The organism is Cellvibrio sp., assembly GCF_046347455.1.
Taxonomy (GTDB): Bacteria; Pseudomonadota; Gammaproteobacteria; order Pseudomonadales; family Cellvibrionaceae; genus Cellvibrio.
Window position 1 is genome coordinate 574,377 of the sequence record NZ_JAXMGC010000002.1, and the last position, 25,793, is coordinate 600,169.

Below are 25,793 nucleotides of genomic sequence, written 5' to 3' on the forward strand. Positions count from 1 at the left end.
GGCTAAAAGGTGATCCAAACGTGAAGAAAAACAGACCTGTCAACCTCGATCTTGCCACCATCAAACTTCCTATTACCGGCTTCGCATCTTTCTTTCATCGTGTATCTGGCATTTTTCTGTTTGCCGGCGCCGCTGTATTGCTGTGGATGCTGGATTCAAGCCTGGACTCACAAGAGAGTTTTGCCGCCGTACGCGATGCTTCAGCAAACCCGGTTTTTAAGGTTGTGCTGTGGGCTGTTTTGTCAGCTTTGGCGTATCACACTGTGATGGGCCTTCGTCATTTGATGATGGATTGTGGTGTTGGCGAAAGCCTTGAAGGCGGTAAGCGTGGCGCAACCATCGCTTTCGCAGTGGCTATCGTTTTGATTGCATTGATAGGAGTTTGGGTATGGTAACTTCAGTAACAAGCTTTGGCCGTAGCGGCCTGTACGACTGGTTAATCCAGCGAGTAGGCGGCGTGATCATGGCCGCTTACCTTCTATTCATTGTGGTGTTTATTGCTCGTAACCCTGAGCTTACCTATGAACAATGGAGCGCTTTATACAGCCAGTTGTGGATGCGTGTGTTCAGCTTCGTAACCCTGCTTTCTTTTATTTCCCACGCCTGGATTGGTTTGTGGGCTGTGTTGACTGACTATTTGACCGAGCGTTTGATGGGTAGCAAAGCCACTGTATTGCGCATTTTGGCGCAAGTTGCCTTGGGCGGCGTGGCTGTGACCTATCTCATCTGGGGCATCGAAATACTTTGGGGTTTTAAATAATGGCTAGCATTCGCACAATTTCATTCGACGGTATTGTGGTTGGCGGCGGTGGTGCGGGTATGCGCGCTGCGTTGCAATTAGCGCAATCCGGTTACAAAACCGCGGTAATCACTAAAGTATTCCCAACACGTTCGCACACGGTTTCTGCACAAGGCGGTATTACCTGTGCAATCGCCAGTGCTGACCCTAATGACGATTGGCGCTGGCACATGTATGACACCGTAAAAGGTTCAGACTACATTGGTGACCAAGACGCTATCGAATACATGTGTTCAGTAGGCCCAGAGGCTGTATTTGAATTGGAGCACATGGGGTTACCTTTCTCTCGTACCGAAGAAGGTCGTATCTATCAACGTCCTTTCGGTGGTCAATCCAAAAACTTTGGCGAAGGTGGCCAAGCAGCGCGTACTTGTGCTGCAGCTGACCGTACCGGTCACGCCTTGTTGCATACCCTTTACCAAAGCAACGTTAAAAACAAAACCGTATTTTTGAACGAGTGGTTTGCGGTAGACCTCGTTAAAAATGCTGATGGTGCAGTGGTTGGCGTTATCGCTATCAACATCGAAGATGGTGAGACTGTATACGTAAAAGCTAAGGCGACCGTTTTGGCGACAGGTGGCGCAGGTCGTATTTACGCTTCTACAACTAATGCTCACATCAATACCGGTGACGGTGTTGGTATGGCTTTGCGCGCTGGCTTCCCGGTGCAAGATATCGAAATGTGGCAGTTCCACCCAACCGGTATCGCTGGTGCAGGTGTGTTGGTGACTGAAGGTTGCCGTGGTGAAGGTGGTTACCTCATTAACTCCGATGGCGAGCGTTTCATGGAGCGCTATGCGCCTAACGCGAAAGACCTCGCAGGTCGTGACGTTGTTGCACGTTCAATGATTCAAGAAATTATTGCTGGCCGCGGTGTAGGTCCAAACAAAGATCACGTGTTGTTGAAGCTTGATCACTTGGGTGAAGAAGTTCTGGAAAGCAAGTTGCCAGGTATTTGTGAATTGTCGCGTACCTTCGCTCACGTTGATCCTGTTTACGCTCCAATTCCTGTGGTTCCGACCTGTCACTATATGATGGGCGGTATTCCAACCAATATTAATGGCCAAGCATTGCGTCAAGATGCTGAAGGCAACGACGTTGTAATCGACGGTTTGTTCGCCTGTGGTGAAGTCGCTTGTGTATCTGTTCACGGCGCCAACCGTTTGGGCGGTAACTCATTACTCGATTTGGTTGTATTTGGTCGTGCTGCTGGTTTGTACATCGAGAAAGCCTTGCGCGAAGGTGTTGAGCACAAAAACGCAACCCAGGCTGACATTGAAAAAGCCATGGAGCGCCTCAACAAGATCAATACTTCAACCTCTGGCGAGAGCGCTTCAGTTCTTCGCAAAGAGTTGCAAACTATTATGCAGAATTACTTCGGTGTATTCCGTAAAGGCGAGTACATGCAGAAGGGTATTCAGCAATTGGCTGAGTTGCGCAAGCGCATCGAGAATGTATCAATTACCGATAAGAGCAGCGCATTCAACACTGCACGTATTGAAGCGTTGGAATTGCAAAACTTGCTCGAAGTGGCTGAAGCAACGGCAATCGCTGCTGAAGAACGTAAAGAATCCCGCGGTGCACACGCTCGTGAAGATTATGAAGATCGTGACGACGCCAACTGGTTGTGTCACTCCCTGTATTTCCCCGGTGAGAAGCGCGTTACCAAGCGTGCGGTGAATTTCAAACCGCATACGATGGAAGCCTTCCAACCCAAAAAACGTACTTACTAATTTAGGGGATGACAGATATGTTGAAAGTTGAAGTTTATCGCTACAACCCTGACACCGATAAAGCGCCCTACATGAAGACTTACGAGTTGGATACCGGCGGTAAAGACTTGATGGTGTTGGATGTGCTTGAGCTCTTGAAGGCTCAAGACGAAAGCTTGGCTTACCGTCGTTCATGCCGTGAAGGCGTATGTGGTTCAGACGGTATGAACATTAACGGTAAAAACGGTTTGGCATGTATCAAGCCAATTTCCGAGGCTACTGGCGGAAGTGGCAAGTTGGTGTTGCGTCCGTTACCGGGCTTGCCCGTAATTCGCGATTTGGTTGTAGACATGACCCAGTTCTACGATCAATACAAAAAAATCGAGCCTTACTTGCAAAACGATACTCCTGCGCCAGCTATTGAGCGCTTGCAATCACCAGAAGATCGCGAGAAGTTGGACGGTTTGTACGAATGTATCCTTTGTGCATGCTGCTCAACCAGTTGCCCATCTTTCTGGTGGAACCCAGATAAGTTCATTGGCCCAGCTGGTCTGTTGCAGGCTTATCGCTTCTTGGCGGACAGCCGCGACTTGGCGACTGAAAAACGCTTGTCCAAATTGGATGACCCCTTCAGCGTATTCCGCTGTCACGGTATCCAGAACTGTGTGGCCGTATGCCCGAAAGGTCTCAACCCGACACGAGCCATTGGCCATATCCGCAACATGTTGTTACAGAGCGCTACCTAAGAGTGGCGCTTTTCTGTATCTGCAGCTTTGAAATTTGTGGCTTAGCGGCGTTTTGCAGCTAAGCTTTTTAGACTGTTCGTTTTCCCTGTCATTTTTATAATAGGGTGCGATTTGAAAGCGGCGTCTGTTGCTTTAGCAATGGGCGTTATTGTGTAGTTAATTAGCTAGTTGATAGCAGGGTGTAGCAAGCCCCATAGCGTGGCGGCGAACCCGTGATTAAGGTGGGTGGAATGCAAGACAGCATTATGGAGCATTTTTGGAGTAGTTCGCACATCTCTGGTGGGAACGCTGCATACGTCGAAGAGCTCTACGACACATATTTACACAATCCTAATGCCGTTCCTGAAGAATGGCGTAATTACTTCGATCAGTTGCCCCGTGTAAGCGGTGTTCTGACCCAAGATACTCCCCATTCTGTTATTCGCGCCCAATTCGAACAATTAGGCAAGTCCCGCGTTCGCACCGTGGCTGCCGCTGGTGGTTCTGTCAGTGCTGAGCACGAGCGCAAGCAAGTTAAAGTATTGCAGCTCATTAGCTCTTATCGCTTCCGTGGTCATCAAAAAGCGCAACTCGACCCCTTGGGTTTGATGGTTCGTGAAACTGTGCCTGATTTAGATTTGGGCTTTCACGGCTTGACCAACGCTGATTTGGATACTGTCTTCAATACCGGTAATTTGTACATCGGTAAAGAAGAAGCCACACTGCGTGAAATCATTGAAGCCTTGGAAAAAACCTATTGCGGCCATGTGGGTGCAGAAATCATGCACATCACTCCATTGGCTGAAAAGCAATGGCTGCAACAACGTCTTGAAAGCGTTCGCTCAAATCCGGAATTCAGCAAAGAGCAAAGATTGGCTCTGTTAGAGCGCTTGACTGCTGCAGAAGGTCTTGAGCGTCACCTCGATTCCAAATACCCAGGCACCAAACGTTTCGGTTTGGAAGGTGGCGAAAGCTTTATTCCGCTCGTTGATGCCTTGGTAAAACGCTCCGGTACTTTCGGTGCGAAAGAAATTGTTCTTGGCATGGCGCACCGCGGTCGTTTGAATGCCTTGGTAAACGTATTCGGTAAGAACCCAGCGGAACTCTTCGCAGAGTTTGACGGTAAGCGTTCACTGAATACCTCTGGTGACGTGAAATATCACTCTGGTTTCTCATCCAATTTGATGACTCCCGGTGGTGAATTGCACATGGCAATGGCATTCAACCCATCGCATTTGGAGATCGTTTCTCCAGTGGTTGAAGGTTCTGTGCGCGCTCGCCAAGATCGTCGTAAAGACCACAATGGCTCCAAAGTAGTACCTATTAATGTTCACGGTGATGCGGCCTTCGCCGGGCAAGGCGTGGTGATGGAGACATTCCAAATGTCTCAAACCCGTGCTTATGGCACTGGCGGTACTTTGCACATCGTAATCAACAACCAAGTGGGCTTCACCACAAACAAGCGTGAAGATGCTCGTTCAACTGAGTACTGCACCGACGTTGCCAAAATGATCGAGTGCCCGATTTTCCATGTGAATGGTGATGATCCAGAAGCGGTTTTGTTTGTTGCGCAATTGGCGGTGGATTACCGTTACGAATTTAAGAAAGACGTAGTCATCGATTTGGTGTGCTACCGCCGTCGCGGTCATAACGAAACTGATGAGCCTTCAGCTACTCAGCCGTTGATGTACCAAGTGATTCGCAACCAAAAAACTACCCGTACTCTCTATGCGGATAAGTTAGTTGCTCAAGGTTTATTAACCCAAGCTGCTGCTGATGAGTTAACAACCAATTACCGCGCGGCTTTGGACCGCGGTGAACACGTAGCAAGCGGTTTGGTTAGCGAGCCAGATCGTAGCTTGTTTGTGGATTGGACTCCTTACATCGGCCATGATTGGTTGACGCCTGCCAATACCGGTGTAGATTTAAAAACTCTGCAATCTGTTGCCAACAAAATGCTTGAAATCCCAAGTGGCATTGTCGTGCAAAAGCAAGTAGAAAAAGTTTACGAAGACCGCCGCAAAATGGCTGGCGGTGCTCTGGCGCTTAACTGGGGTATGGCAGAAACCTTGGCCTACGGAACCTTGCTTGAACAAGGTTATTCTGTACGTATGACTGGTCAAGACGTGGGCCGTGGTACCTTCTCCCATCGTCACGCGGTTATTCACAGCCAAAAAGACGGCACAGTTGCTGTTCCGTTGAAAAATGTAAACCCAAATGTTGATTTCGAACTTTACGATTCTTACCTGTCAGAAGAAGCTGTATTGGCATTCGAATATGGCTATGCCACCACCGCACCAAAAGGTCTGGTGATTTGGGAGGCTCAGTTCGGTGATTTCGCCAACGGCGCTCAAGTGGTTATTGACCAGTTCATCACATCGGGTGAACACAAGTGGGGCCGTCTCTGTGGTTTGACCATGTTGTTGCCACATGGCTATGAAGGCCAAGGTCCAGAACACTCATCTGCGCGTTTAGAGCGTTTTATGCAGTTGTGTGCTGAGCACAATATTCAGGTTTGCATTCCATCAACACCGGCGCAAGTGTTCCATATGTTGCGTCGTCAGGCGATTCGCCCAATGCGTCGCCCGTTGATTGTGATGAGCCCAAAATCTTTATTGCGTCATGAATTAGCGACATCAACTTTGGAAGAGTTGGCGAATGGTCAATTCCAAAATGTGATTGATGATTCCGCCAACCCAGATAAAGTTGAGCGTCTGATTTTGTGTAGCGGTAAGGTTTACTACACCTTGTTCAAAGAACGTGCCGCGCGTAAGCAAGACAATGTTGCGTTCATCCGTTTGGAACAACTTTATCCGTTCCCCGATGTGGAATTGAAAAACATCCTCAGCAAATACAAAAATGTGAAGAGCATTGCTTGGTGTCAGGAAGAGCCTATGAACCAAGGCGCCTGGTATAGCAGCCAGCACCACTTGCGTCGTGTTGCACATGATCTCTACCCAAACTTGTATTTGGAGTATGTTGGCCGTGAAGCCTCTGCTGCACCAGCAGGTGGTTACATGTCTGCCCATATTGAAGAAGAGAAACGTTTCGTAAACCTGGCGCTAACGCTTCCTGCACAAAAATAAGCCGGAATCAGCCTTAACTAACACGTCATATACCAAGCCGAGAGAGAAGGAATAGTAATGAGTATCGAAATTAAAGCCCCAACGTTCCCAGAATCAGTTGCTGACGGCACCATCGCGACTTGGCACAAAAAGCCAGGCGAAGCAGTAAAGCGCGATGAGTTAATCGTTGATATCGAAACCGATAAAGTGGTTTTGGAAGTGGTGGCTCCTGCCGATGGCAGCATCGCTGAGATTTTGAAAGGCGAGGGCGATACCGTACAAAGTAATGAAGTTATCGCTAAGTTTGTTGAAGGTGCGGCGGGTACAACTGCTGCACCGGCTGCGGCTCCTGCTGCGCCAGCTGCTGTATCAGCACCCGCTGCTGCGGAAAAGTTGGTTAATCCTGCTGCTCGCAAAATGGCTGATGAGAAAAATGTTGATACCGCTGCAATCGACGGTACTGGCAAAGGTGGCCGCGTGTTGAAAGAAGACGTGGCTAACCATGTAAAATCTGCGCCCGCTGCAGCTCCTGCATCAACCGCTGCTGCTCCAGCGCCATTGCAAGCTGTAGGTGACCGTGTTGAAAAACGCGTTCCAATGACTCGCTTGCGTAAGCGCATTGCTGAGCGCTTGCTTGAAGCATCTAACACCACCGCTATGTTGACTACTTTCAACGAAGTGAACATGAAACCAATCATGGATCTGCGTGCAAAATATAAAGATCAATTTGAAAAGGCACACGGTGGCACTCGTTTGGGTTTCATGAGCTTCTTCGTAAAAGCAGCAACTGAAGCATTGCGTCGCTTCCCACAAGTGAATGCGTCAATCGACAACAACGATATTGTTTACCACGGTTACCAAGATATCGGCGTTGCTGTATCTACCGATAAAGGTTTGGTTGTACCCGTATTGCGCAACACTGAAAACATGGGTTTGGCCACTATTGAAAACACCATTCGTGATTTTGGTTTGCGCGCACGTGATGGCAAGTTGGGCATTGAAGAAATGTCTGGCGGTACCTTCACCATCACCAACGGTGGTACCTTCGGTTCCTTGCTTTCAACGCCAATTTTGAACTTGCCGCAATCAGCAATCCTTGGCATGCACAAAATCCAAGAGCGTCCAATGGCGGTTAACGGCAAAGTAGAAATCCTGCCGATGATGTATTTGGCGCTTTCTTACGATCACCGTTTGTTGGATGGTAAAGATGCTGTTCAATTCCTGGTGGCGATCAAAGATTTGCTGGAAGACCCAGCGCGCATTCTGTTAGAGATTTAAAAAGTATTTGAAACGCTCGTGCTAACCCTCGAGCGTTTTTTTATGTAAATGGTTGCTGCTCACAAGGCGTTAATCGAAATTAATAAGTTGAAGCTAGTGATGACTGCTAGCCAATCAAACGTAGGAACAAATTATGTCTGAAAAATTTGATGTGATAGTTATCGGCTCCGGCCCTGCAGGCTATGTCGCCGCCATCCGTGCCGCTCAATTGGGCTTGAAAACTGCCTGTGTTGAGAAGTGGAAAAACGAAGAAGGCAAGGGTGTAAACGGCGGTACTTGCTTGAACGTAGGCTGTATTCCTTCCAAGGCGCTGCTTGATAGCTCTTACAAATATCATGAAGTAAAAGAAGATTTAGGTCTTCATGGTATTACCACTTCAGGCGTAGAGCTGAATGTTTCCTCGATGATTGCGCGTAAAAACCAAATCATCAAAAACCTGACTGGCGGTATCGCAGGTTTGTTCAAATCGAATGGCGTAACCAGCTTATTCGGTACAGGTAAGTTGCTCGCTGGCAAGAAAGTTGAAGTCACCGACTTTGAAGGCAAAGTGACTGTATACGATGCTGAAAACGTAATTCTCGCGTCTGGCTCAAGCCCAATCAATATTCCTCCAGCGCCTGTTGATAACGACGTTATTGTTAACTCTACCGGTGCATTGGAATTCTCTGAAGTTCCCAAACGTCTCGGCGTAATCGGCGCTGGCGTAATTGGTTTGGAATTAGGTTCTGTTTGGAATCGTTTGGGTTCTAAAGTGACTGTGTTGGAAGCACTCGACAGCTTCCTCGCGATCATGGACCAACAAATTGCAAAAGAAACCCAAAAAATTCTGACCAAACAAGGTTTGGATATCCGCACCAGTTCACGCGTGACGGGTTCAAAAGTTAACGGTAAAGAAGTGACCGTAACTTATTTGGATAAAGACGGAAAAGAACAACAAGAAACCTTCGATAAGTTGATCGTTTGTGTTGGTCGTCGTCCATATACTGAAAACTTGTTAGCTGCAGATTCAGGTGTAAACCTTGATGAGCGCGGTTTCATTTTCGTTAACGAATTCTGCGCAACAAATGCTCCTGGTGTTTGGGCAATTGGTGACGTTGTTCGCGGCCCAATGCTCGCGCACAAAGGTTCAGAAGAAGGTGTGATGGTTGCTGAGCGTATCGCTGGCCAAAAAGCACAAATGAACTACGACATTATTCCAAACGTTATCTACACCCACCCAGAAGTTGCTTCTGTAGGTAAAACTGAAGAGCAAGTAAAAGCGTCTGGCGAGCCGTACAACGTGGGTACTTTCCCATTCGCTGCGTCTGGCCGTGCAATGGCTGCTAACGAAACTCAAGGTCTGGTAAAAATTATTGCTCACGCCGTAACTGATCGCATTCTTGGTGCTCACATTGTTGGCCCAAGCGCTGCTGATTTGGTACAGCAAGTGGCAATTGCAATGGAGTTTGGCTCCAGTGCAGAAGATTTAGGCATGATGGTGTTCGGTCACCCAACCTTGTCTGAAACTATCCATGAAGCAGCGCTGGCGGTGCATGGTCATGCCATTCACATTGCCAACAAGAAGAAGCGTTAATTAATTTAAGAGATACCAAAGAGTTCTCATCCCAAAGGCGGCCATCTACTCACAAGGTTTATGGCCATCGATAACCTCAGTTGACACGATCCTTTTTTAACGTGTTCAACATCGTCAAATGGAACAACACCATGAATTTGCACGAGTATCAGGGTAAGCAGTTGTTTGCCCAATATGGCTTGCCAGTCTCTAAAGGCATTGCTGCCGCAACCGTTGAAGAAGCTGTTGCTGCTGCAGATCAAATCGGCGGCGATATGTTCGTCGTTAAAGCGCAAGTACACGCTGGTGGCCGCGGTAAAGCGGGCGGCGTGAAATTGGTTAAGAGCAAAGATGAAATCCGCGCTTTCGCTGAAAAATGGTTAGGCAAAAATTTGGTGACTTACCAAACTGACGAGAAAGGCCAACCAGTAAGTCGTATTTTGGTTGAAACCTGCACTGACATCGCTAAAGAATTGTACTTGGGTGCTGTTGTTGACCGTTCCAGCCGTCGTATCGTGTTCATGGCTTCTACCGAAGGTGGTGTAGAAATCGAGAAAGTTGCACACGAAACTCCTGAGAAAATCCTTAAAGCGACTATTGATCCATTAGTAGGCGCGCAACCTTTCCAAGGCCGTGAGTTGGCATTCAAACTCGGTTTGGAAGGTAAGCAAATCAACCAATTCGTGAACATCTTTTTAGGCTTAGCCAAGTTGTTCAAAGAGAAAGATTTGGCCTTGTTGGAAGTGAACCCATTGGTTATCACTCCAGAAGGCAACTTGCACTGCCTGGACGCAAAACTGGTTATCGACGGCAATGCTTTGTACCGTCATCCAGAATTGAAAGCTATGCAAGATCCAACACAAGAAGATGCGCGTGAAGCTCATGCCGCTGCTTGGGAATTAAACTATGTTGCTCTCGGTGGTGATATAGGTTGTATGGTTAACGGCGCTGGTTTGGCGATGGGTACCATGGACATCGTTAAATTGCACGGCGGCCAACCTGCAAACTTCCTCGACGTTGGTGGTGGTGCGACCAAAGAACGCGTTGTTGAAGCATTCAAAATCATTTTGTCTGATGATGCTGTGAAAGCAGTATTCATCAACATCTTCGGCGGTATCGTTCGTTGTGACATGATTGCTGAAGGTGTAATTGGTGCGGTTAAAGAAGTAGGCGTGAAAGTACCTGTTGTTGTTCGTCTGCAAGGTAACAATGCTGAATTGGGTGCGAAAGTGTTGGGCGAAAGCGGCCTTAACATTATTGCCGATACCGACTTGACTGGCGCTGCCAAGAAAGTTGTTGCAGCTGCTGCGAATCAATAAGGGGCGAAGAACATGAGCGTTTTAATTAACAAAGACACCAAAGTAATTTGCCAAGGTTTCACCGGCGCGCAAGGTACTTTCCACTCAGAACAAGCGATTGCTTACGGCACCAAAATGGTTGGTGGTGTAACTCCAGGTAAGGGTGGTCAAACTCACCTTGGCTTGCCAGTGTTTAACACTGTGAAAGAAGCGGTTGAAGCGACTGGCGCAGATGCATCGGTAATCTACGTTCCAGCACCTTTCTGTAAAGACTCAATCCTTGAAGCAGCTAACGGCGGCATCAAGTTGATCGTTTGTATTACTGAAGGTATTCCAACACTCGATATGCTTGACGCAAAAGTGAAGTGTGACGAGTTGGGCGTGCGTTTGATCGGCCCTAACTGCCCAGGTGTTATCACTCCGGGCGAATGTAAAATCGGCATCATGCCAGGCCACATTCACAAGCCAGGTAAAGTTGGTATCGTTTCACGTTCAGGTACTTTGACTTATGAAGCTGTGAAACAAACTACCGATTACGGTTTCGGCCAATCTACTTGTGTAGGTATTGGTGGTGACCCAATCCCAGGTTCAAACTTCATCGACATTTTGAAGTTGTTCCAAGCTGACCCACAAACCGAAGCGATCGTAATGATCGGTGAAATCGGTGGTTCTGCGGAAGAAGAAGCGGCTGCGTTCATCAAAGCAAACGTAACCAAACCAGTTGTATCTTACATTGCCGGTGTAACTGCCCCAGCAGGTAAGCGCATGGGTCACGCCGGTGCGATTATTTCTGGTGGTAAAGGTACTGCTGACGAGAAGTTTGCTGCTCTTGAAGACGCCGGTGTAAAAACCGTTAAGAGCTTGGCTGACATCGGTAAAGCGCTGAAGGAAATCACTGGCTGGTAATATCAGCGAGTTGATAAAAAAAGGCGACCATTGAGTCGCCTTTTTTTATGCTCGCAATTTGAATTTTTATTGAATCAGGTTTAAGAGAGTAGTTACTACTTGTCTAGTGCATCTTTTACTAACAACACTGGTAGCTCAGATTTCTGCGCTCGCTCATTACCGATCATCTCATCGTAGGGTGATTGTAAAACAAGCCATCCTCTCTCAAATCCCATTTCAATTAAGTGCTGCTTGGCACGATAAAGGCTGGGGAATTTTCTCAGCTTTCCATTCCCGTCTTTTTCATATGCCACCTTTTCAGAGATACCAAAGGGCTCAAGCGTTGTTCCCACAAAATAATTAGCGCAATCACTGTAGCTGAAAATTAATGCACGAGTAGATGAGTTCATTTTTCCATCCCTATCCGATTATGTGATTTAACTTAAACGCATATTTAAAAACTTAACTATTTCTAGCACATGCATAGTTCGCACAATAACGCTTGGATGCCCAGCGCGCATAAAGCGAGTCAACCTTCGCTCGCCAACATGACCATCGCAATGGTCTCCATAAAAAACCTATGGGTGTGAATGACCAAGCCATAACATTTGCATCGACACCTCTGATCCATGTGCCGTCCGGTTGTTGTAAATGCAAATTGCGTAGAAGTGTTTCTTTGATATCTTCATCCACTGATGTCATTGCATGAATATCAACAAGCGCTAGCGACGGATTTTTAAGTCGGTTTAATAACGCCATTTCTTTTGCACACAAACTGCATCGACCATCAAAATAGAGTTGGTGTTGGGCAGTAGCAGCAGGGTAATTATCAAAGTCAGCCGTCATAGGACGTTACCACTAATCAATATTACTCATCTTTACGCTTAGGGTGTTTGTATGGATCAAAGCAGATGATCCGGACAAGGTCTCATATCGTAAATAGCAAACAGATTAGGGTTTAGAAACCTGAGCTTAGAGGCACTAAGATTCGTAATGAAATTGAAGCCGGGATACAAACTCCTTTCGCGGCTCTGTGGGGAGGCTTGTTAGGGCTTATACCATTTTGGGGGCTTGCCCTTTTAGGGACGTTCAGTGAACGAGTCCCGTCGATTGTTTTGTTCAATTATCTTGTGAATTACTCAGCACTTATCGTGTCATTCCTCGGTGCCATTTGGTGGGGGTTAGCGGTTTCGCAGCCGAACGCAAATTTACGGCATTTTATGTTTGGATGGAGTGTGTTGCCTTGTGTTTTAGCGTGGTTTACTTTGGCACTCCCAACTGCAATTTCATTGCTAGTATTCGCTTTTCTCTTGGCGCTTCAGCTGTTGATGGATTACCTATTCTTGTGGCGCACTCGCACAGTTAGTTATTGGGTGTGGTGTTTGCGTCGCTTGCTGACTGTGTTGGCAGTACCTGCGTTGCTAATGGCGGCTTTCCAATTATGAAACAAGCAAAGAATCCATTTAATTATTTTAGCGAATCTGATCTCTCACGAATTATCGAAATGGCGTGGGAGGATCGCACGCCCTTCGAAGCAATCGAATCTTGCTTTGGTCTCCCTGAGCCTTCGGTTATTCAACTTATGCGTCGCGAGCTAAGGCCATCATCATTTCGTTTGTGGCGTGAGCGGGTGCATCATCGTAAAACTAAACATCTCGCTCTACGCGATCCGGCAATCAGTCGTGGTTACTGCCCAACGCAATATAAGCGTTAATTCATTTATGACACATCATAAACTCAACTTGCCACAGAAAACTTGTCCGATTTGTTTGCGGCCGTTTACGTGGCGGAAGAAGTGGGCGCGCGACTGGCCAAAGGTTATTTATTGCAGTGAGCGTTGCTCCAGGCGAAAAGGAAAATCATGAGTCGATTGCGTTTGATTTTAGGCGACCAACTTAATATCAACCACAGTTGGTTTCGCGAACGCGGCGCAGATGCAGCAGATATCATTTATGTGCTTATGGAGATTCGCAGCGAAACAGATTATGTGGTTCATCATGCACAGAAAGTGCTGGGCATTTTTGCAGCCATGCGTGGGTTCGCAAATGCGTTACGCGCCGCCGGCTTTCATGTTCATTACATCCGTTTGGGGGATGCGGATAATCAACACCACTTTATTAATAACCTACGCGAGCTAGTTAATCGATTTGGTATTTCTGCTATAGAGCGCCAACAAGCTGATGAGTATAGGGTTGAATCTTTACTGTTAGGCGCGTCTTCCGAGCTAGGTATTCCTGTTAGTTGTGTTGATAGTGAACATTTTCTTGCCGATAGAGAAAAAATCGCAAAAAAATATGCGGATAAAATTCCACGAATGGAGTTTTTTTATCGAGAACTTAGAAAGCAATATCGCATTTTGCTGGATGAAAATAATCAGCCTATTGGAGGGCAATGGAATTTTGATCAAGAAAATCGTAATCGATGGAAAGGAGACCCGGCTATTCCTGAATGGTACGCTTTGTCCGCAGACCTTACTGATATTTGGCAAGAAATCCAAAGTTGCGGTGTGCATACTATGGGAGATGCGCAAGCTGCAAATTTTCCTTGGCCGATAACGCGCGCACAAGCTAAGGCTTGGCTGAAACATTTTGTAGAAAACGGTCTGCCTAATTTTGGTGAATTTCAGGATGCAATGACTACGCAATCGCCACGATTATTTCACGCTGGAATTTCATTTGCGCTCAATATCAAACTTTTACACCCATTAGAAGTCATTCACGCAGCGCTCGCTGAGTATGAAGCAGGACGAGTGAGCATCTCGACAGTTGAAGGTTTTGTTCGGCAGATTTTAGGTTGGCGTGAATTTGTGCGCGCTGTTTATTGGGCACGCATGCCACATTACGCAGAATTAAATGAACTTCAGCATCACAGACGTTTACCGCGTTGGTACTGGGATGCCGATACCAAAATGAACTGCCTACATCACGCAATAAGCCAATCGTTGGATGGTGCCTATGCTCACCATATTCAGCGTTTAATGGTTACTGGAAATTTTGCGCTCTTGGCGGGGTGCGCGCCAGATGAAGTAGATGCATGGTATTTGGGAATTTATATAGATGCCTTTGAATGGGTGGAAATGCCTAACACGCGCGGCATGAGCCAGTATGCTGATGGAGGTTTAGTGGGCAGTAAGCCCTACGCTGGCTCTGCGAGTTACATCAACAAAATGAGTGATTACTGCAAAGGCTGCCATTACAATCACAAGCGTCGCCACGGGGAGGGCGCTTGTCCTTTCAATAGCCTCTACTGGCATTTTCACGTGCGTCATGCTCAACGGCTAGCTAGGAATCCGCGCATCGGAATGACCTATAAGTTGTGGGGCAAAATGAGTGAACAAGAACAGACGCTCACCCTCACACAAGCTGAAATTTATCTTAAAAAACTAGACAACCTTTGAATCACTATCTCTTAGCTTAACCTCTTTTATTGATTTCAATCATAAGCCCATTAAGTAACTTTTAAGATAATGACCGAAATTCCAGTTTGAGGCTTTCGGTATGGCGCTATTCTCGCAACCCTTACAATGGGACAGTGAACTTATCAAAAAATACGATTTGGCTGGCCCACGTTACACCTCCTACCCAACTGCGCCCCAATTTCACGATGGCTTTTCTGATGCAGATTTTCAGAGTGCCGTAACACGCAGCAACCAAAGTGCGCGACCTTTGTCGCTTTACATCCACATCCCGTTTTGCGAAGCGCTGTGTTATTACTGCGGTTGCAACAAGGTTGTTACCAATAATAAATCACGGGCACTTCCTTACTTACAAGCTGTAGAAAAAGAAATGGAAGCGACCGCCAAGTTGTTTGATTCTGAACGCGTTGTAAAGCAATTGCATTGGGGCGGCGGAACGCCGACCTTTATTAGCGACGATGAAATGTCGCAACTCATGAGCGCAACTCGTAAGTATTTTAATCTGCTGGATGGTGATGAGGCTGAATACTCTATTGAGGTTCATCCCGGAAAAGTAACCAGCAACACCATGGCGCACTTGCGTAAACTGGGTTTCAATCGCGTGAGTATGGGCGTGCAAGACTTCGATGCAGATGTTCAGCTTGCGGTAAATCGTTTTAACAGTAGAGAAGAAGTTGAGCGTTTAATAAAAGATTTACGCAAGCAAGAATATCATTCCATCAGTATGGATTTGATCTACGGCTTACCTAAACAAACCTTAAATAGCGTTCGCGAAACCCTGGCGCAAGTAATAGATCTTTCGCCAGACCGCCTATCGCTTTTCAACTATGCGCACATGCCGCATTTGTTTAAGAGTCAGGAATTAATTATTGCTTCGGATTTGCCATCGCCCATGCAAAAGCTTGAGCTGCTGCATATGGCGATAGAACAACTACAGACTGCAGGTTACGTTTATATCGGCATGGATCATTTCGCAAAGCCTTCGGATTCGCTGGTAATTGCGCAGCAACAAGGTAAATTGCAGCGCAATTTCCAGGGCTATTCTACTCACGGTGATTGCGATCTTTTAGCCTTTGGTGCGTCATCGATTAGCGCCTTTGGTGATGTCTACATTCAAAATGCAAAAAACGTAAACGACTATCAGATGCGTATTCATCAGCAAGGACAGGCTCGCATTCGAGGTTTGCATCTCACGCGGGATGATTTGATTCGCAAAGAGGCAATCAACCAATTGATTTGTCATTTTGAATTAAACCTAAATACGCTTAGCGATCAATTCGGAATTAATGCGCCGCATTATTTTTCAGATGAGCTAAGCAGTCTCGTGCCTCTGGCTGAAGATGGTTTAATTAAAATCGAACAAAATAAAATAAAAGTGCTTGATGCTGGCCGGTTGTTGATCCGCAGAATTTGTATGGCGTTCGATGCTTATCTAAAGAGCGGCGAGCAAGTTCGTTATTCAAAGGTAATCTGATTTAATTTCAACGCAGCGAGTACTTTTAATGTCTCGCTGCGGTGGATTTTTTTAGGTGCTAAAAGTATTCCTCAAGCGTAATCCGTTAGCGCGACCCATCCACGAATCTTGCTGATGTAAACAAACGCAATCCCCAGATTATTTACATAGCGTGCATCGCCTGTTTCCGGCTGATCGTATTCTTCCAATCCTTCCAATGCCAGAGTACTCGCCAAAGGCGGCTTCCACTGTAATGACTGCGGTGCAGAAGGCATGCTAAGTTCTTGGTCACTCCAAACCATGCCGTCTCGCTCAACCGGAGATGCATTCGCAAAATCGGCAGGAATAAAAATTGCGGAGGTTCCCGCCATCTTTTTGTACATTCGTTGTCTCATAATATGCCTCCTCTTATCTGAGAGCATTAAAGCAGCCGAGCGGAACACTAGGTTGACTCGGATCAAAAGAGGGTAACAAGACCGATACATAAAAACCTGTATATAATATCAATACTGTTTGCGCATACAGGTTTTTTGGTGTAGTCTAGATTCATAGCTGGGAGGTACCATGACTTCTACGGCATATAATCCCAAAATACTGTCTTCTACTTATTTTTCACGTTGAGGTGTCAAATGGATGCGAACAAAGAAAAGGCGTTACAAGCCGCGCTAAGTCAAATTGAACGTCAATTTGGTAAAGGAACTGTTATGCGCATGGGCGACAAAGAAGAAGTCGCCATTCCTTCTATTTCTACTGGCTCTATAGGGCTTGATGTCGCCTTGGGTATAGGTGGCTTGCCAAAAGGGCGTATCGTTGAAATCTACGGCCCTGAATCATCTGGTAAAACCACACTTACTTTGCAGGTAATCGCTGAGGCGCAACGCGCCGGGGGCACTTGTGCGTTTATCGACGCGGAACACGCCTTGGACCCTATCTATGCCGCCAAGCTTGGGGTTAACGTAGAAGACTTGATCGTATCCCAGCCTGACACCGGTGAGCAGGCGTTGGAAGTTACCGATATGCTCGTTCGCTCAGGCGCGGTAGATGTGCTTATTGTGGATTCTGTTGCAGCCTTGACCCCTCGCGCTGAAATTGAGGGTGAAATGGGTGATCACCACGTAGGTTTGCAAGCGCGTTTGATGTCCCAAGCGCTGCGGAAAATCACCGGTAACATAAAAAGTGCTAACTGTTTGGTGATATTCATTAACCAAATCCGTATGAAAATTGGCGTAATGTTCGGCAACCCTGAAACAACTACTGGCGGTAACGCACTTAAGTTCTATGCATCTGTGCGCTTGGATATACGCCGTATTGGCGCAGTTAAAGAGGGTGAGGAGGTTATCGGCTCTGAAACGCGCGTTAAAGTCGTTAAGAACAAAGTTGCACCACCCTTTAAGCAAACCGAATTCCAAATCCTTTACGGTTCAGGTATTAACCGTTTAGGCGAGGTTATTGATTACGGCGTTAAGTTGGGTCTGATTGATAAAGCGGGTGCTTGGTATAGCTATCAGGGTAATAAAATCGGCCAAGGCAAAAATAACGTAATGAAGTTTTTGCAAGAAAACCCTGTAATTGCTAAAGAATTGGAAGCTAAGGTGCGTGCTGAGTTGCTCGAGTCTCCAGCGCTTTCACTGAGCGCTAGTGGCGCTGATTCAGGTGATGATATGGATATGGCTGAATAAGAGGGATGCAAGCGAACTGCTAGTGTTTTTACAAGTCTAAGCCCAGTGTTGCGCGGCATAGGGAGTCTGAGTATGCTGCGCAACAGATTATTAATGGCTTCGTTAGAGGTTTGACATGTTTAAAACCAGTTTTTTCAGTTTGCTTCTTGTGATCTTTGGTTTGAGTGGGTGTGCTACCAAGCCATATGTGGCAACAGACTATGAGGCGAGCTACAACTTTGCAGCACTCAAGTCCTTCGCAATCAAGAGTGCCAAGCAAGATACCAAAGAGAACATTCTTATATCGCCATTCACCTTGACCCATATTCACGGCTTGGTGATTAGCGAATTATCCAAGCGTTATCAATCTGTAAGCGAATCTGCGGCACCTGATTTTCTAGTCACCTACCATGTGGTTATGGAAGATAAGCTAGAACCTACAGCCTATGACCAAATGTATGGCTATGGATTCTGGGGTAGGGGTTACCGTTATCCCTCGCCCTTGTTCTATCGTCCGGCTTACGATGGTGGTGTAAGGGTTTACAATCAAGGCAGTCTAATCATTGATATGGTCGATGCAAAAACTCAGCAACCTATTTGGCGCGGTGTGTCAGAGAAGCGTTTGAGTAAGAGTCTGAGCCCGCAGAAACAACGTGAAATTTTGACCAGTGCGGTGATGGAAGTATTGGCCCAATTCCCTCCCGTGGCTAAATAGTAATTCTTCGTTTGAAAAAAGGCCGCTAAGCGGCCTTTTTTTATGGTCTGTGCTATGAAAAGTGAAGTTACACCTGCAAGTGTTCGCATGTCGGCCATGAATTTTTTGGCGATGCGAGAGCATTCTGCCTACGAGCTGAAAACCAAGCTCGCCAAAAAGTTTGATCAACATGATTGGATCGATGCTGAAATTGATAAATTAAAAAGAGAATGTTTGCAGAGTGATGAGCGTTTCGCGGAGGCTTACACCAATATGCGGCTAAGGCAAGGAAAAGGGGCTTTGGTCATTCGAATGGAGCTGCGAGATAAAGGAATATCGGAAGAAATAATTTCTCAATACCTGTCCAATCACCAAAACTGGGATCAATTTGCGTTGCAAGCCTACGTTAAAAAATTTGGCCGTACACCTGCGTTAGATGTGAAGGAGAGGGCGCGTCGGATGCGTTTTTTAAGTGCGCGGGGGTTCTCCTCATCCAATATTCAGTATGCAATTAAGCACGCAACCACTTCTGAAGAATAATGTGCAAATTCCGTTAATATTTATTAACTGCAATATGTTCAGTAATGAACAAGTGTTAAACTCGAGCGAATTATCTTACAAAATCCCGTTTTAATTAAACTTCGTAAACCAGCTGGCCTGAAATGCTTTTACGAGTAACCCGTCGAGATTAACTATGTCTTCGCTCCTATCGGTACGCTTATTAACCTGCGCACTAGCTTTCATTTCTTTTCCCGTTTTTGCCCAAAAGCCTTCAAAGCCTGAAAAGCCATTAGATGTAATCGTGCAATCCGTTGCATACCGCGAGCTTCAAAACAATATAGAAGCTCTTGGAAATTTACGTGCCTTTGAATCCGTCACCATAACCGCTAAAACTACTAAAACCGTAACGCAAATTCGCTTTGATGATGGTCAGCGAGTTGAAAAAGGGGCAACACTGGTTGAAATGACGAATGCCGAAGAGTCAGCACTTATGGAAGAGGCGCGCTTGACCGCGGTTGAGGCGGGCAAGCAATTGGAACGCACCCAATCTCTGGCTAAAAACGGTGCGGTATCACCGTCATTGCTGGATCAGCGCACCCGTGAATACGAAGCTGCGCGCGCTCGATTTAATGCGTTACAAGCTCGTTTCAAAGATTTAATTATCACTGCACCTTTTAGCGGCGTTGTTGGTATTCGGGACGTAAGTCTCGGTAGCTTAATTGCTCCCGGTCAAGTTATTACGACCCTGAATGACGACAGTAAAATGAAATTAGATTTTACTGTCCCTGCAATTTATCTCCGCAATCTGCGTATCGGTTTGCCAATAGACGCGCAGAGTCGTGATCTCGGCGATAAAACTTACAAAGGAAAAATATTTAGCATCGACAACCAAGTTGACGAATCAACTCGCTCGATAAAAGTGCGTGCGATTTTCGATAATTCTAACCAGGAGTTGAAACAAGGTTTGTTGATGACCGTTGTTGTGCGAGCAGATATTCGTAAATCGCTGGTGTTGAGTGAAGCGGCATTAGTACCAATGGGTAGCAATAACTTTGTATTTGTTTTGCAGCCAAATAAAGAAGGTAAGGGTGCGAAGTGGGTAGCGGAAAAACGTCAGATTTACATTGGCCAACGCTATAGAGGTTTGGTGGAAGTGGTAGGCGGTTTGCAAGAGGGTGAGAAGGTGGTGACTCACGGCTTGCAAAAAATCCATGCGGGGCAAGCCTTAAATATTATGGCTGAGCAATCAAATGATCCTGCAAAAAAGCCGGAGCCTTTAGCAGAACTCTTGCAGCAAAAAAAAGCTGAGGGCAAATAATTATGATGCTCTCCGATGTTTCTATTCGACGACCGGTTTTCGCGTCTGTTATTTCGCTGTTGTTGTTGGCCTTCGGTATTCTTGCATTCGATCGATTGTCACTGCGTGAATACCCCAACATAGACCCGCCAATTGTTTCTATTCGCACCTCCTATCCCGGTGCAGCAGCCAATATCGTTGAAACGCGTATTACCAAACCATTGGAAGACCGGATTGCTGGTGTAGAAGGTATTCGTTACATCGAATCCAGCAGTGAAAACGGTGTCTCCAATATCACCGTCACGTTTAACATTGAGCACGATATTGAAGCAGCGGCCAACGATATTCGCGATAAAGTTTCCAGTGCGGTGAGTTCTTTGCCGATTGAAGCTACTGCACCAGAAGTTCAAAAAATTAATTCCGATGACGAAGTTATTGTGTGGATGAGTCTCGCTGGTGAAGGCATGACGGTGCCGGAGTTATCAGATTACGCGAAGCGTTATGTGGTAGATAAATTTTCTGCGGTGGAAGGTGTTGCGCGTGTTCGCATCGGCGGTGAGCAGCGTTACGCCATGCGAGTGTGGCTCGATAGAAAAAAGCTCGCTGCGCATAACCTCACGGTAAACGATATTGAAAACGCATTGCGCACGGAAAACGTTGAATTGCCAGCGGGTAGTGTTGAATCAAAAGATCGGCAATACACAGTGCGAATGGCGAGAACCTATCGCACAGATGAACAGTTTTCGCGGTTGGTTGTAAAACATGCCGCTGATGGTCATCTAATTCGTTTAGGCGATATCGCAAAGGTTGAGAAAGGCACGGTTGAAGACCGAAACCTGTTTCGCGGTAATGGCGTTGCGCAAGTCGGTATAGGTATCGCAAAACAATCTACAGCAAATACACTGGATGTGGCTCGCGGCGTTAAGGAAGAAAAACTGCGCATGAATGCTAATTTGCCAAAAGGTATGAGCATTGAGGATAGTTACAATAGTGCGATTTTTATCGAGCGAGCCATTCACGAGGTTTACATTACTTTGGTGCTCGCAGTGTTGTTGGTTGTGGGTGTTATTTATGTTTTCTTGGGTAGCGTGCGGGCAATGCTCATACCCGCGGTGGCTGTGCCGGTTTCTATCGTTGCGACTTTTACAGTGCTAGCTGCATTAAATTTTTCGGTAAACATGCTCACCTTATTGGCGCTGGTCTTAGCCATAGGTTTGGTTGTGGATGATGCGATTGTTGTACTTGAGAATATAGTTCGGCACATCGAAGAAAAAGGAAAACCTGTTTTGTTGGCGGCTTACGATGGTGTGCGCGAAGTTGGTTTTGCCGTTATAGCTACGACGCTTGTACTAATTTCGATCTTCATTCCTATCGTATTTGTAAAGGGTGATGTCGGCCGTCTGTTTTCCGAGTTCGCCATTACTATGGCGGCGTCTGTTGCTTTCTCCGCTTTAGTGGCTTTGACCCTTTCGCCAATGCTCGCTTCAAAAATTTTACGCAAAGAAACTAAACGTGTGGCCTTAGTGGAAAAAGTTGATGTGAAAATGCATCAGCTACGTGATTTGTACAAAAAAGTAATTTTAAAAAGTCTGGGAAAAAAACCTATTACCATCGCTGTGTTCATTTTTATGCTTTGCGTATGTTTTTTAATGGCTGTGTTTATTCCAACGGAATACGCGCCTAAAGAAGACCGCGGCAACTTCCAGATTATGATCAATGGCCCAGAGGGCGCCACCTACGATTACATGGAAGAATACATGGCAGAGATTGAAAAGCGCGTTATGCCTTATGTGGAATCTGGCGAGGTGTCGCGCTTAATGGTTCGTGCTCCGCGTGCGTTTGGAACTTTCGAAAGTTTTAATGGCGGTGTTGCAATTGTTGCGTTGAATGATTGGAGCGAGCGTCGTAACGCGTTTGTTATTATGGATGAGATCAAAGCAAAAATTAGTGATTTACCCGGCGTGACAACATCCTTGGTCATGCGTCAGGGATTTGCGAGTGGTTCATCCAAGCCAGTCCAATTTGTAATTGGTGGCGGCACCTATGAGGAGCTTGCGCAGTGGCGCGATATCCTGTTAGAAAAAATTAATCAAAATAATCCCGGCTTAACCAACATCGATTGGGACTACAAAGAAACCAAACCGCAAATAGAGGTGCGGGTTGATACTGACCGTGCCGCTGCGTTAGGTGTAAGTGTTAGCAATGTGGGTCATACGCTGGAAACCTTATTGGGTTCGCGCAAAGTAACAACCTATATCGAACAGGGTGAAGAATATGATTTACTCGTTCAAGGTGAGCGCGACGAACAGCGAACTAAAAATAGTTTGGAAAATATGTATGTTCGCTCGGATTCTACCGGTAAATTGATTCCCTTGGCCAACGTGGTCACTCTTACTGAAGTAGCTGACGCCAGCCGATTGAATCGCTACAACCGCATTCGCTCGCTTACGATTGAAGCGGGGCTCGACGGAAAATATACCTTGGGCGAATCTCTTAATTATTTAAATCAGCTCGTAAAAGAAAATTTACCGCCAACAGCAACGGTAGATTATCGCGGCATGTCACGCGATTTCAAAAATTCCAGCGGCTCTATGTTCTTTATGTTTGCCCTAGGTATTTTAATTACCTACCTCGTGTTAGCAGCGCAGTTCGAAAGCTACGTCCACCCCTTTGTTATTATGCTCACTGTTCCGCTCGCCATCGCAGGTGGATTATTAGGTTTGTGGATAACAGGCAGTACCATGAACCTCTATTCGCAGATTGGTTTAATTATGTTGATAGGTTTGGCGGCGAAAAACGGCATTCTGATTGTTGAATTTACTAATCAGCTACGTGACCGAGGTGTAGAGTTTACCCAAGCATTGCTTGAAGCTTCATCTGCACGTTTGCGTCCAATTATTATGACCAGTTTAACCGCGGTGGCTGGTGCGTTGCCTTTGGTTATATCGTCCGGTGCGGGTTCAGAAACCCGTTTTGTAATCGGTGTGGTGGTAATTTCTGGCGTAATCGTTGCGACATTTTTTACGCTGTTTGTGGTTCCCGTTGCTTATGCTCTCTTGGCAAAAAACACGGGTTCACCAAAAGATGTAAGCAAAAAGCTTGAACAGGAAATTGCGCGTTTTAATGCGGTAGATGAATAATCGAGAAGGGAAAACTCGCTAGCCGCAAAAGCGGCTAGCGAGTCGTGAACTTAAATCTTAATACGCGCTTTTAGGAACTCAACAATCTCCGCGACAGGAACTTCTTGTTTCTCTGCATCGCGGCGGCCTTTGTATTCAATGCTACCCGCTTCCAAACCACGGTCGCCGATAACGATACGGTGTGGAATACCCATCAAATCAGTGTTGGCCAGCTGAACACCCAAACGTGCTTTTTCATCGTCCATAAACAATACATCAATGCCTGCAGCTTGCAGCGCGGTGTAAATTTCTTCCGCCTTTTTCGCTACGGCTTCTGACTTATTCATATTGATCGGCACGATTGCGACGTGGAATGGTGCGATCGCATCTGTCCATATAATGCCGTTCTCATCGAAGTTTTGTTCGATAGCTGCAGCAACAACACGGGTTACGCCAATACCGTAGCAACCCATAATCATGGTTTGCTCTTTGCCGTTTTCGTCGAGCACGCGAGCTTTCAAGGCTTCTGAATATTTGGTGCCGAGTTGGAAGATGTGGCCAACTTCAATACCCCGTTTAATTTCCAAGGTACCTTTACCGCAGGGGCTTGGATCGCCCGCAACTACGTTGCGAATATCGGCAACCAAGGTGAGTTGCGCATCGCGTCCCCAGTTCACTCCCGTCAGGTGGAAGCCATCTTTATTGGCGCCGCACACGAAGTCAGCGGCGTGGGCTGCTGAATGGTCAACTATGACGGGAATATTTAAACCAACAGGTCCGATAGACCCAACGCTTACACCCAGCTCCGCTTTAATACGTGCTTCAGGTGCGAAGGTCAGCGGAGCAGCCACGCCAGTGAGCTTCTCGGCTTTAATATCGTTCAGCTCGTGATCACCACGAATCACCAATGCAACGAGTGGTTGCGTTTTATCTTCGCGCACTTCACCCAACACAATTAAGGTTTTGAGTGTTTGCTCTGGCGATACTTTCAAAAAGGCGCAAACTTCTTCGATGCTGTGCGCACCCGGCGTTGCCACTTCCTTCATCAAATGTTGTGGGGCAGGGCGAGGCGTTGATGGCGGCAAGGCTTCCGCTTTTTCAGTGTTAGCTGCGTAATCGCTACCGTTGCTGAATACAATTGCGTCTTCACCGCTCGCGGCCAAGACGTGGAACTCATGCGAAAAGGCACCACCAATTGAACCTGTATCGGCCAGCACCGGGCGGAACTCCAAACCTAAACGCGTAAAAATATTGCAGTAGGTTTGATGCATAACATCATAAGTTTCTTGCAAGGATTCTGTGGTGTTATGGAAGGAGTAGGCGTCTTTCATAATAAATTCGCGTGAGCGCATTACGCCGAAACGTGGGCGAACTTCATCGCGGAATTTAGTCTGGATTTGATAAAAATTAGCGGGCAGTTGTTTGTAGCTGTTGATCTCGTTACGAATCAAATCGGTGATAACTTCTTCGTGCGTTGGGCCCAAACAGAAAGGACGATTGTGGCGATCGCTAATACGCAACAACTCAGGGCCATATTGTTGCCAGCGGCCAGATTCTTCCCAAAGCTCTGCGGGTTGTACTACAGGCATCATCACTTCTTGTGCGCCAGATTTATCCATCTCGCTACGAATAATATTTTCAACCTTGCGCAGTACACGCAGCCCTAAGGGCAGCCAAGTGTAAAGGCCTGACGCCAGCTTGCGGATCATGCCCGCACGTAGCATTAACTGATGGCTAATAACTTCTGCATCGGCAGGGGTTTCTTTTAAGGTTGCAATTAAAAATCGACTGGAACGCATAGATAGGATTCTTCGCAAAGTGGCTATAATGGAATGAAAGACGCATATTCTACGGTGCCGAGCGCAATTGGTACAGGCGCCAATCTACTGATTAGCAGAGGTAAATATTATGTTTGAACTCCACCCCCGTTTGGCCGCGGATTCGGTCGTTATTGGTCGCTTTGATTTGTCGCTGCTGCTGCTCAGTAAAGACGCTAATTACCCATGGTGCATTCTGGTGCCGCAAGTGGAGGATGTATTTGAAATCCATCACTTGAGCGAAGAAGAACAGGTACAGTTGATCAGGGAATCCAGCCGCCTCTCTGAGGTGATGACCAGCTTGTTTGATGCACACAAAATGAACGTGGCGGCGCTGGGCAACGTGGTGCGTCAACTACACGTTCATCACATAGCACGCTTTGAAAATGACCCAGCTTGGCCACAACCTGTTTGGGGCAAATTACCGGCAAAAGACTATACCTCGTCGGCGTGGTCGGAGCTGGTTAAGCGTTTGCAAAATGCATTGGTGGGTGAAGGCTTTACAGTGGTTTGATAAAATTTGAG

General features: G+C 46.6%; 24 protein-coding genes. 20 read left to right on the forward strand and 4 right to left on the reverse strand.

All coding sequences use genetic code 11. From position 1 onward, the window contains the following. Nucleotides 1-20: 20 nt before the first annotated feature. The 9 genes from sdhC to sucD all read left to right on the forward strand — a co-directional run bounded on the left by sdhC (nt 21) and on the right by sucD (nt 11,335). A complete protein-coding gene (sdhC, locus tag U1F02_RS06305; RefSeq protein ID WP_409989518.1) occupies nt 21-395 on the forward strand; it encodes a succinate dehydrogenase, cytochrome b556 subunit in 375 nt (124 codons plus the stop codon). Then, nucleotides 389-760, forward strand: a complete 372-nt coding sequence (gene sdhD / locus U1F02_RS06310) for a succinate dehydrogenase, hydrophobic membrane anchor protein (RefSeq protein WP_409989519.1) — start codon at nt 389-391, stop codon at nt 758-760. Before sdhC ends, sdhD begins: the two co-directional genes overlap by 7 nt. Next, nucleotides 760-2,532, forward strand: coding sequence for a succinate dehydrogenase flavoprotein subunit (gene sdhA / locus U1F02_RS06315; protein WP_409989520.1), 1,773 nt, complete (start codon nt 760-762; stop codon nt 2,530-2,532). The genes sdhD and sdhA overlap by 1 nt, the downstream gene beginning before the upstream one ends. 17 nt (nt 2,533-2,549) lie before the next feature. Beyond that, nucleotides 2,550-3,257, forward strand: coding sequence for a succinate dehydrogenase iron-sulfur subunit (locus U1F02_RS06320; RefSeq protein WP_189416252.1), 708 nt, complete (start codon nt 2,550-2,552; stop codon nt 3,255-3,257). Between the two features lie 230 nt (nt 3,258-3,487). Further along, the gene (locus U1F02_RS06325; protein WP_409989521.1) at nt 3,488-6,322 is read left to right on the forward strand and encodes a 2-oxoglutarate dehydrogenase E1 component; all 2,835 of its coding nucleotides are present in this window, start codon (nt 3,488-3,490) and stop codon (nt 6,320-6,322) included. A 57-nt stretch (nt 6,323-6,379) separates the two neighbouring features. Beyond that, nucleotides 6,380-7,579: a 2-oxoglutarate dehydrogenase complex dihydrolipoyllysine-residue succinyltransferase gene (odhB, locus tag U1F02_RS06330; RefSeq protein WP_409989522.1), complete on the forward strand. Its 1,200-nt coding sequence runs from the start codon at nt 6,380-6,382 to the stop codon at nt 7,577-7,579. 133 nt (nt 7,580-7,712) lie between these two features. Next, the gene (lpdA, locus tag U1F02_RS06335; RefSeq protein ID WP_409989523.1) at nt 7,713-9,152 is read left to right on the forward strand and encodes a dihydrolipoyl dehydrogenase; all 1,440 of its coding nucleotides are present in this window, start codon (nt 7,713-7,715) and stop codon (nt 9,150-9,152) included. A gap of 131 nt (nt 9,153-9,283) precedes the next feature. Further along, nucleotides 9,284-10,450, forward strand: a complete 1,167-nt coding sequence (gene sucC / locus U1F02_RS06340) for an ADP-forming succinate--CoA ligase subunit beta (protein WP_409989524.1) — start codon at nt 9,284-9,286, stop codon at nt 10,448-10,450. Between the two features lie 12 nt (nt 10,451-10,462). Then, on the forward strand, nt 10,463-11,335 hold the full coding sequence (gene sucD, locus U1F02_RS06345) for a succinate--CoA ligase subunit alpha (protein ID WP_409989525.1): 873 nt from the start codon (nt 10,463-10,465) through the stop codon (nt 11,333-11,335). 95 nt (nt 11,336-11,430) lie between these two features. Here the strand turns inward: sucD and U1F02_RS06350 are convergent, their stop codons facing one another. Both U1F02_RS06350 and U1F02_RS06355 read right to left on the reverse strand, forming a co-directional pair. Then, complete coding sequence (locus tag U1F02_RS06350) at nt 11,431-11,724, reverse strand: DUF6482 family protein (protein ID WP_409989526.1); 294 nt, start codon at nt 11,722-11,724, stop codon at nt 11,431-11,433. Between the two features lie 52 nt (nt 11,725-11,776). Then, complete coding sequence (locus U1F02_RS06355) at nt 11,777-12,160, reverse strand: DCC1-like thiol-disulfide oxidoreductase family protein (protein WP_409989527.1); 384 nt, start codon at nt 12,158-12,160, stop codon at nt 11,777-11,779. Nucleotides 12,161-12,345: 185 nt separating this feature from the next. Between U1F02_RS06355 and U1F02_RS06360 the strand changes: the two genes are divergently transcribed. The 5 genes from U1F02_RS06360 (at nt 12,346) to hemN (ending at nt 16,203) form a co-directional block, all read left to right on the forward strand. Next, nucleotides 12,346-12,759, forward strand: a complete 414-nt coding sequence (locus U1F02_RS06360; protein WP_409989559.1) for a DUF3429 domain-containing protein — start codon at nt 12,346-12,348, stop codon at nt 12,757-12,759. Continuing rightward, nucleotides 12,756-13,028 (forward strand): TIGR03643 family protein, encoded by a 273-nt coding sequence (locus U1F02_RS06365; protein ID WP_409989528.1) that lies wholly within the window; start codon nt 12,756-12,758, stop codon nt 13,026-13,028. Before U1F02_RS06360 ends, U1F02_RS06365 begins: the two co-directional genes overlap by 4 nt. A gap of 7 nt (nt 13,029-13,035) precedes the next feature. After that, nucleotides 13,036-13,179 (forward strand): DUF2256 domain-containing protein, encoded by a 144-nt coding sequence (locus U1F02_RS06370; RefSeq protein WP_409989529.1) that lies wholly within the window; start codon nt 13,036-13,038, stop codon nt 13,177-13,179. Beyond that, entirely contained in the window at nt 13,176-14,711 is a 1,536-nt protein-coding gene (locus U1F02_RS06375) for a cryptochrome/photolyase family protein (RefSeq protein WP_409989530.1), read from the forward strand. Before U1F02_RS06370 ends, U1F02_RS06375 begins: the two co-directional genes overlap by 4 nt. A gap of 100 nt (nt 14,712-14,811) precedes the next feature. After that, nucleotides 14,812-16,203: an oxygen-independent coproporphyrinogen III oxidase gene (gene hemN / locus U1F02_RS06380; RefSeq protein ID WP_409989531.1), complete on the forward strand. Its 1,392-nt coding sequence runs from the start codon at nt 14,812-14,814 to the stop codon at nt 16,201-16,203. Nucleotides 16,204-16,274: 71 nt separating this feature from the next. On the opposite strand, the gene U1F02_RS06385 is transcribed toward hemN, so the two are convergent. Continuing rightward, nucleotides 16,275-16,577, reverse strand: coding sequence for a hypothetical protein (locus U1F02_RS06385; RefSeq protein ID WP_409989532.1), 303 nt, complete (start codon nt 16,575-16,577; stop codon nt 16,275-16,277). A gap of 234 nt (nt 16,578-16,811) precedes the next feature. On the opposite strand from U1F02_RS06385, the gene recA reads away from it, so the two are divergent. The 5 genes from recA to U1F02_RS06410 all read left to right on the forward strand — a co-directional run bounded on the left by recA (nt 16,812) and on the right by U1F02_RS06410 (nt 23,472). Next, entirely contained in the window at nt 16,812-17,861 is a 1,050-nt protein-coding gene (gene recA, locus U1F02_RS06390) for a recombinase RecA (RefSeq protein WP_409989533.1), read from the forward strand. 115 nt (nt 17,862-17,976) lie between these two features. After that, nucleotides 17,977-18,555 (forward strand): DUF4136 domain-containing protein, encoded by a 579-nt coding sequence (locus tag U1F02_RS06395; protein WP_409989534.1) that lies wholly within the window; start codon nt 17,977-17,979, stop codon nt 18,553-18,555. Between the two features lie 54 nt (nt 18,556-18,609). Next, entirely contained in the window at nt 18,610-19,074 is a 465-nt protein-coding gene (locus U1F02_RS06400) for a regulatory protein RecX (RefSeq protein ID WP_409989535.1), read from the forward strand. Nucleotides 19,075-19,228: 154 nt separating this feature from the next. Further along, complete coding sequence (locus tag U1F02_RS06405; RefSeq protein ID WP_409989536.1) at nt 19,229-20,353, forward strand: efflux RND transporter periplasmic adaptor subunit; 1,125 nt, start codon at nt 19,229-19,231, stop codon at nt 20,351-20,353. 2 nt (nt 20,354-20,355) lie between these two features. Continuing rightward, nucleotides 20,356-23,472, forward strand: coding sequence for an efflux RND transporter permease subunit (locus U1F02_RS06410; RefSeq protein WP_409989537.1), 3,117 nt, complete (start codon nt 20,356-20,358; stop codon nt 23,470-23,472). Between the two features lie 50 nt (nt 23,473-23,522). Here U1F02_RS06410 and U1F02_RS06415 read toward each other — a convergent pair whose 3' ends face one another. Continuing rightward, nucleotides 23,523-25,250, reverse strand: coding sequence for a proline--tRNA ligase (locus U1F02_RS06415; RefSeq protein WP_409989538.1), 1,728 nt, complete (start codon nt 25,248-25,250; stop codon nt 23,523-23,525). A 109-nt stretch (nt 25,251-25,359) separates the two neighbouring features. On the opposite strand from U1F02_RS06415, the gene U1F02_RS06420 reads away from it, so the two are divergent. Further along, nucleotides 25,360-25,782, forward strand: coding sequence for an HIT domain-containing protein (locus U1F02_RS06420; protein WP_409989539.1), 423 nt, complete (start codon nt 25,360-25,362; stop codon nt 25,780-25,782). The last annotated feature ends 11 nt before the right edge of the window (nt 25,783-25,793 follow it).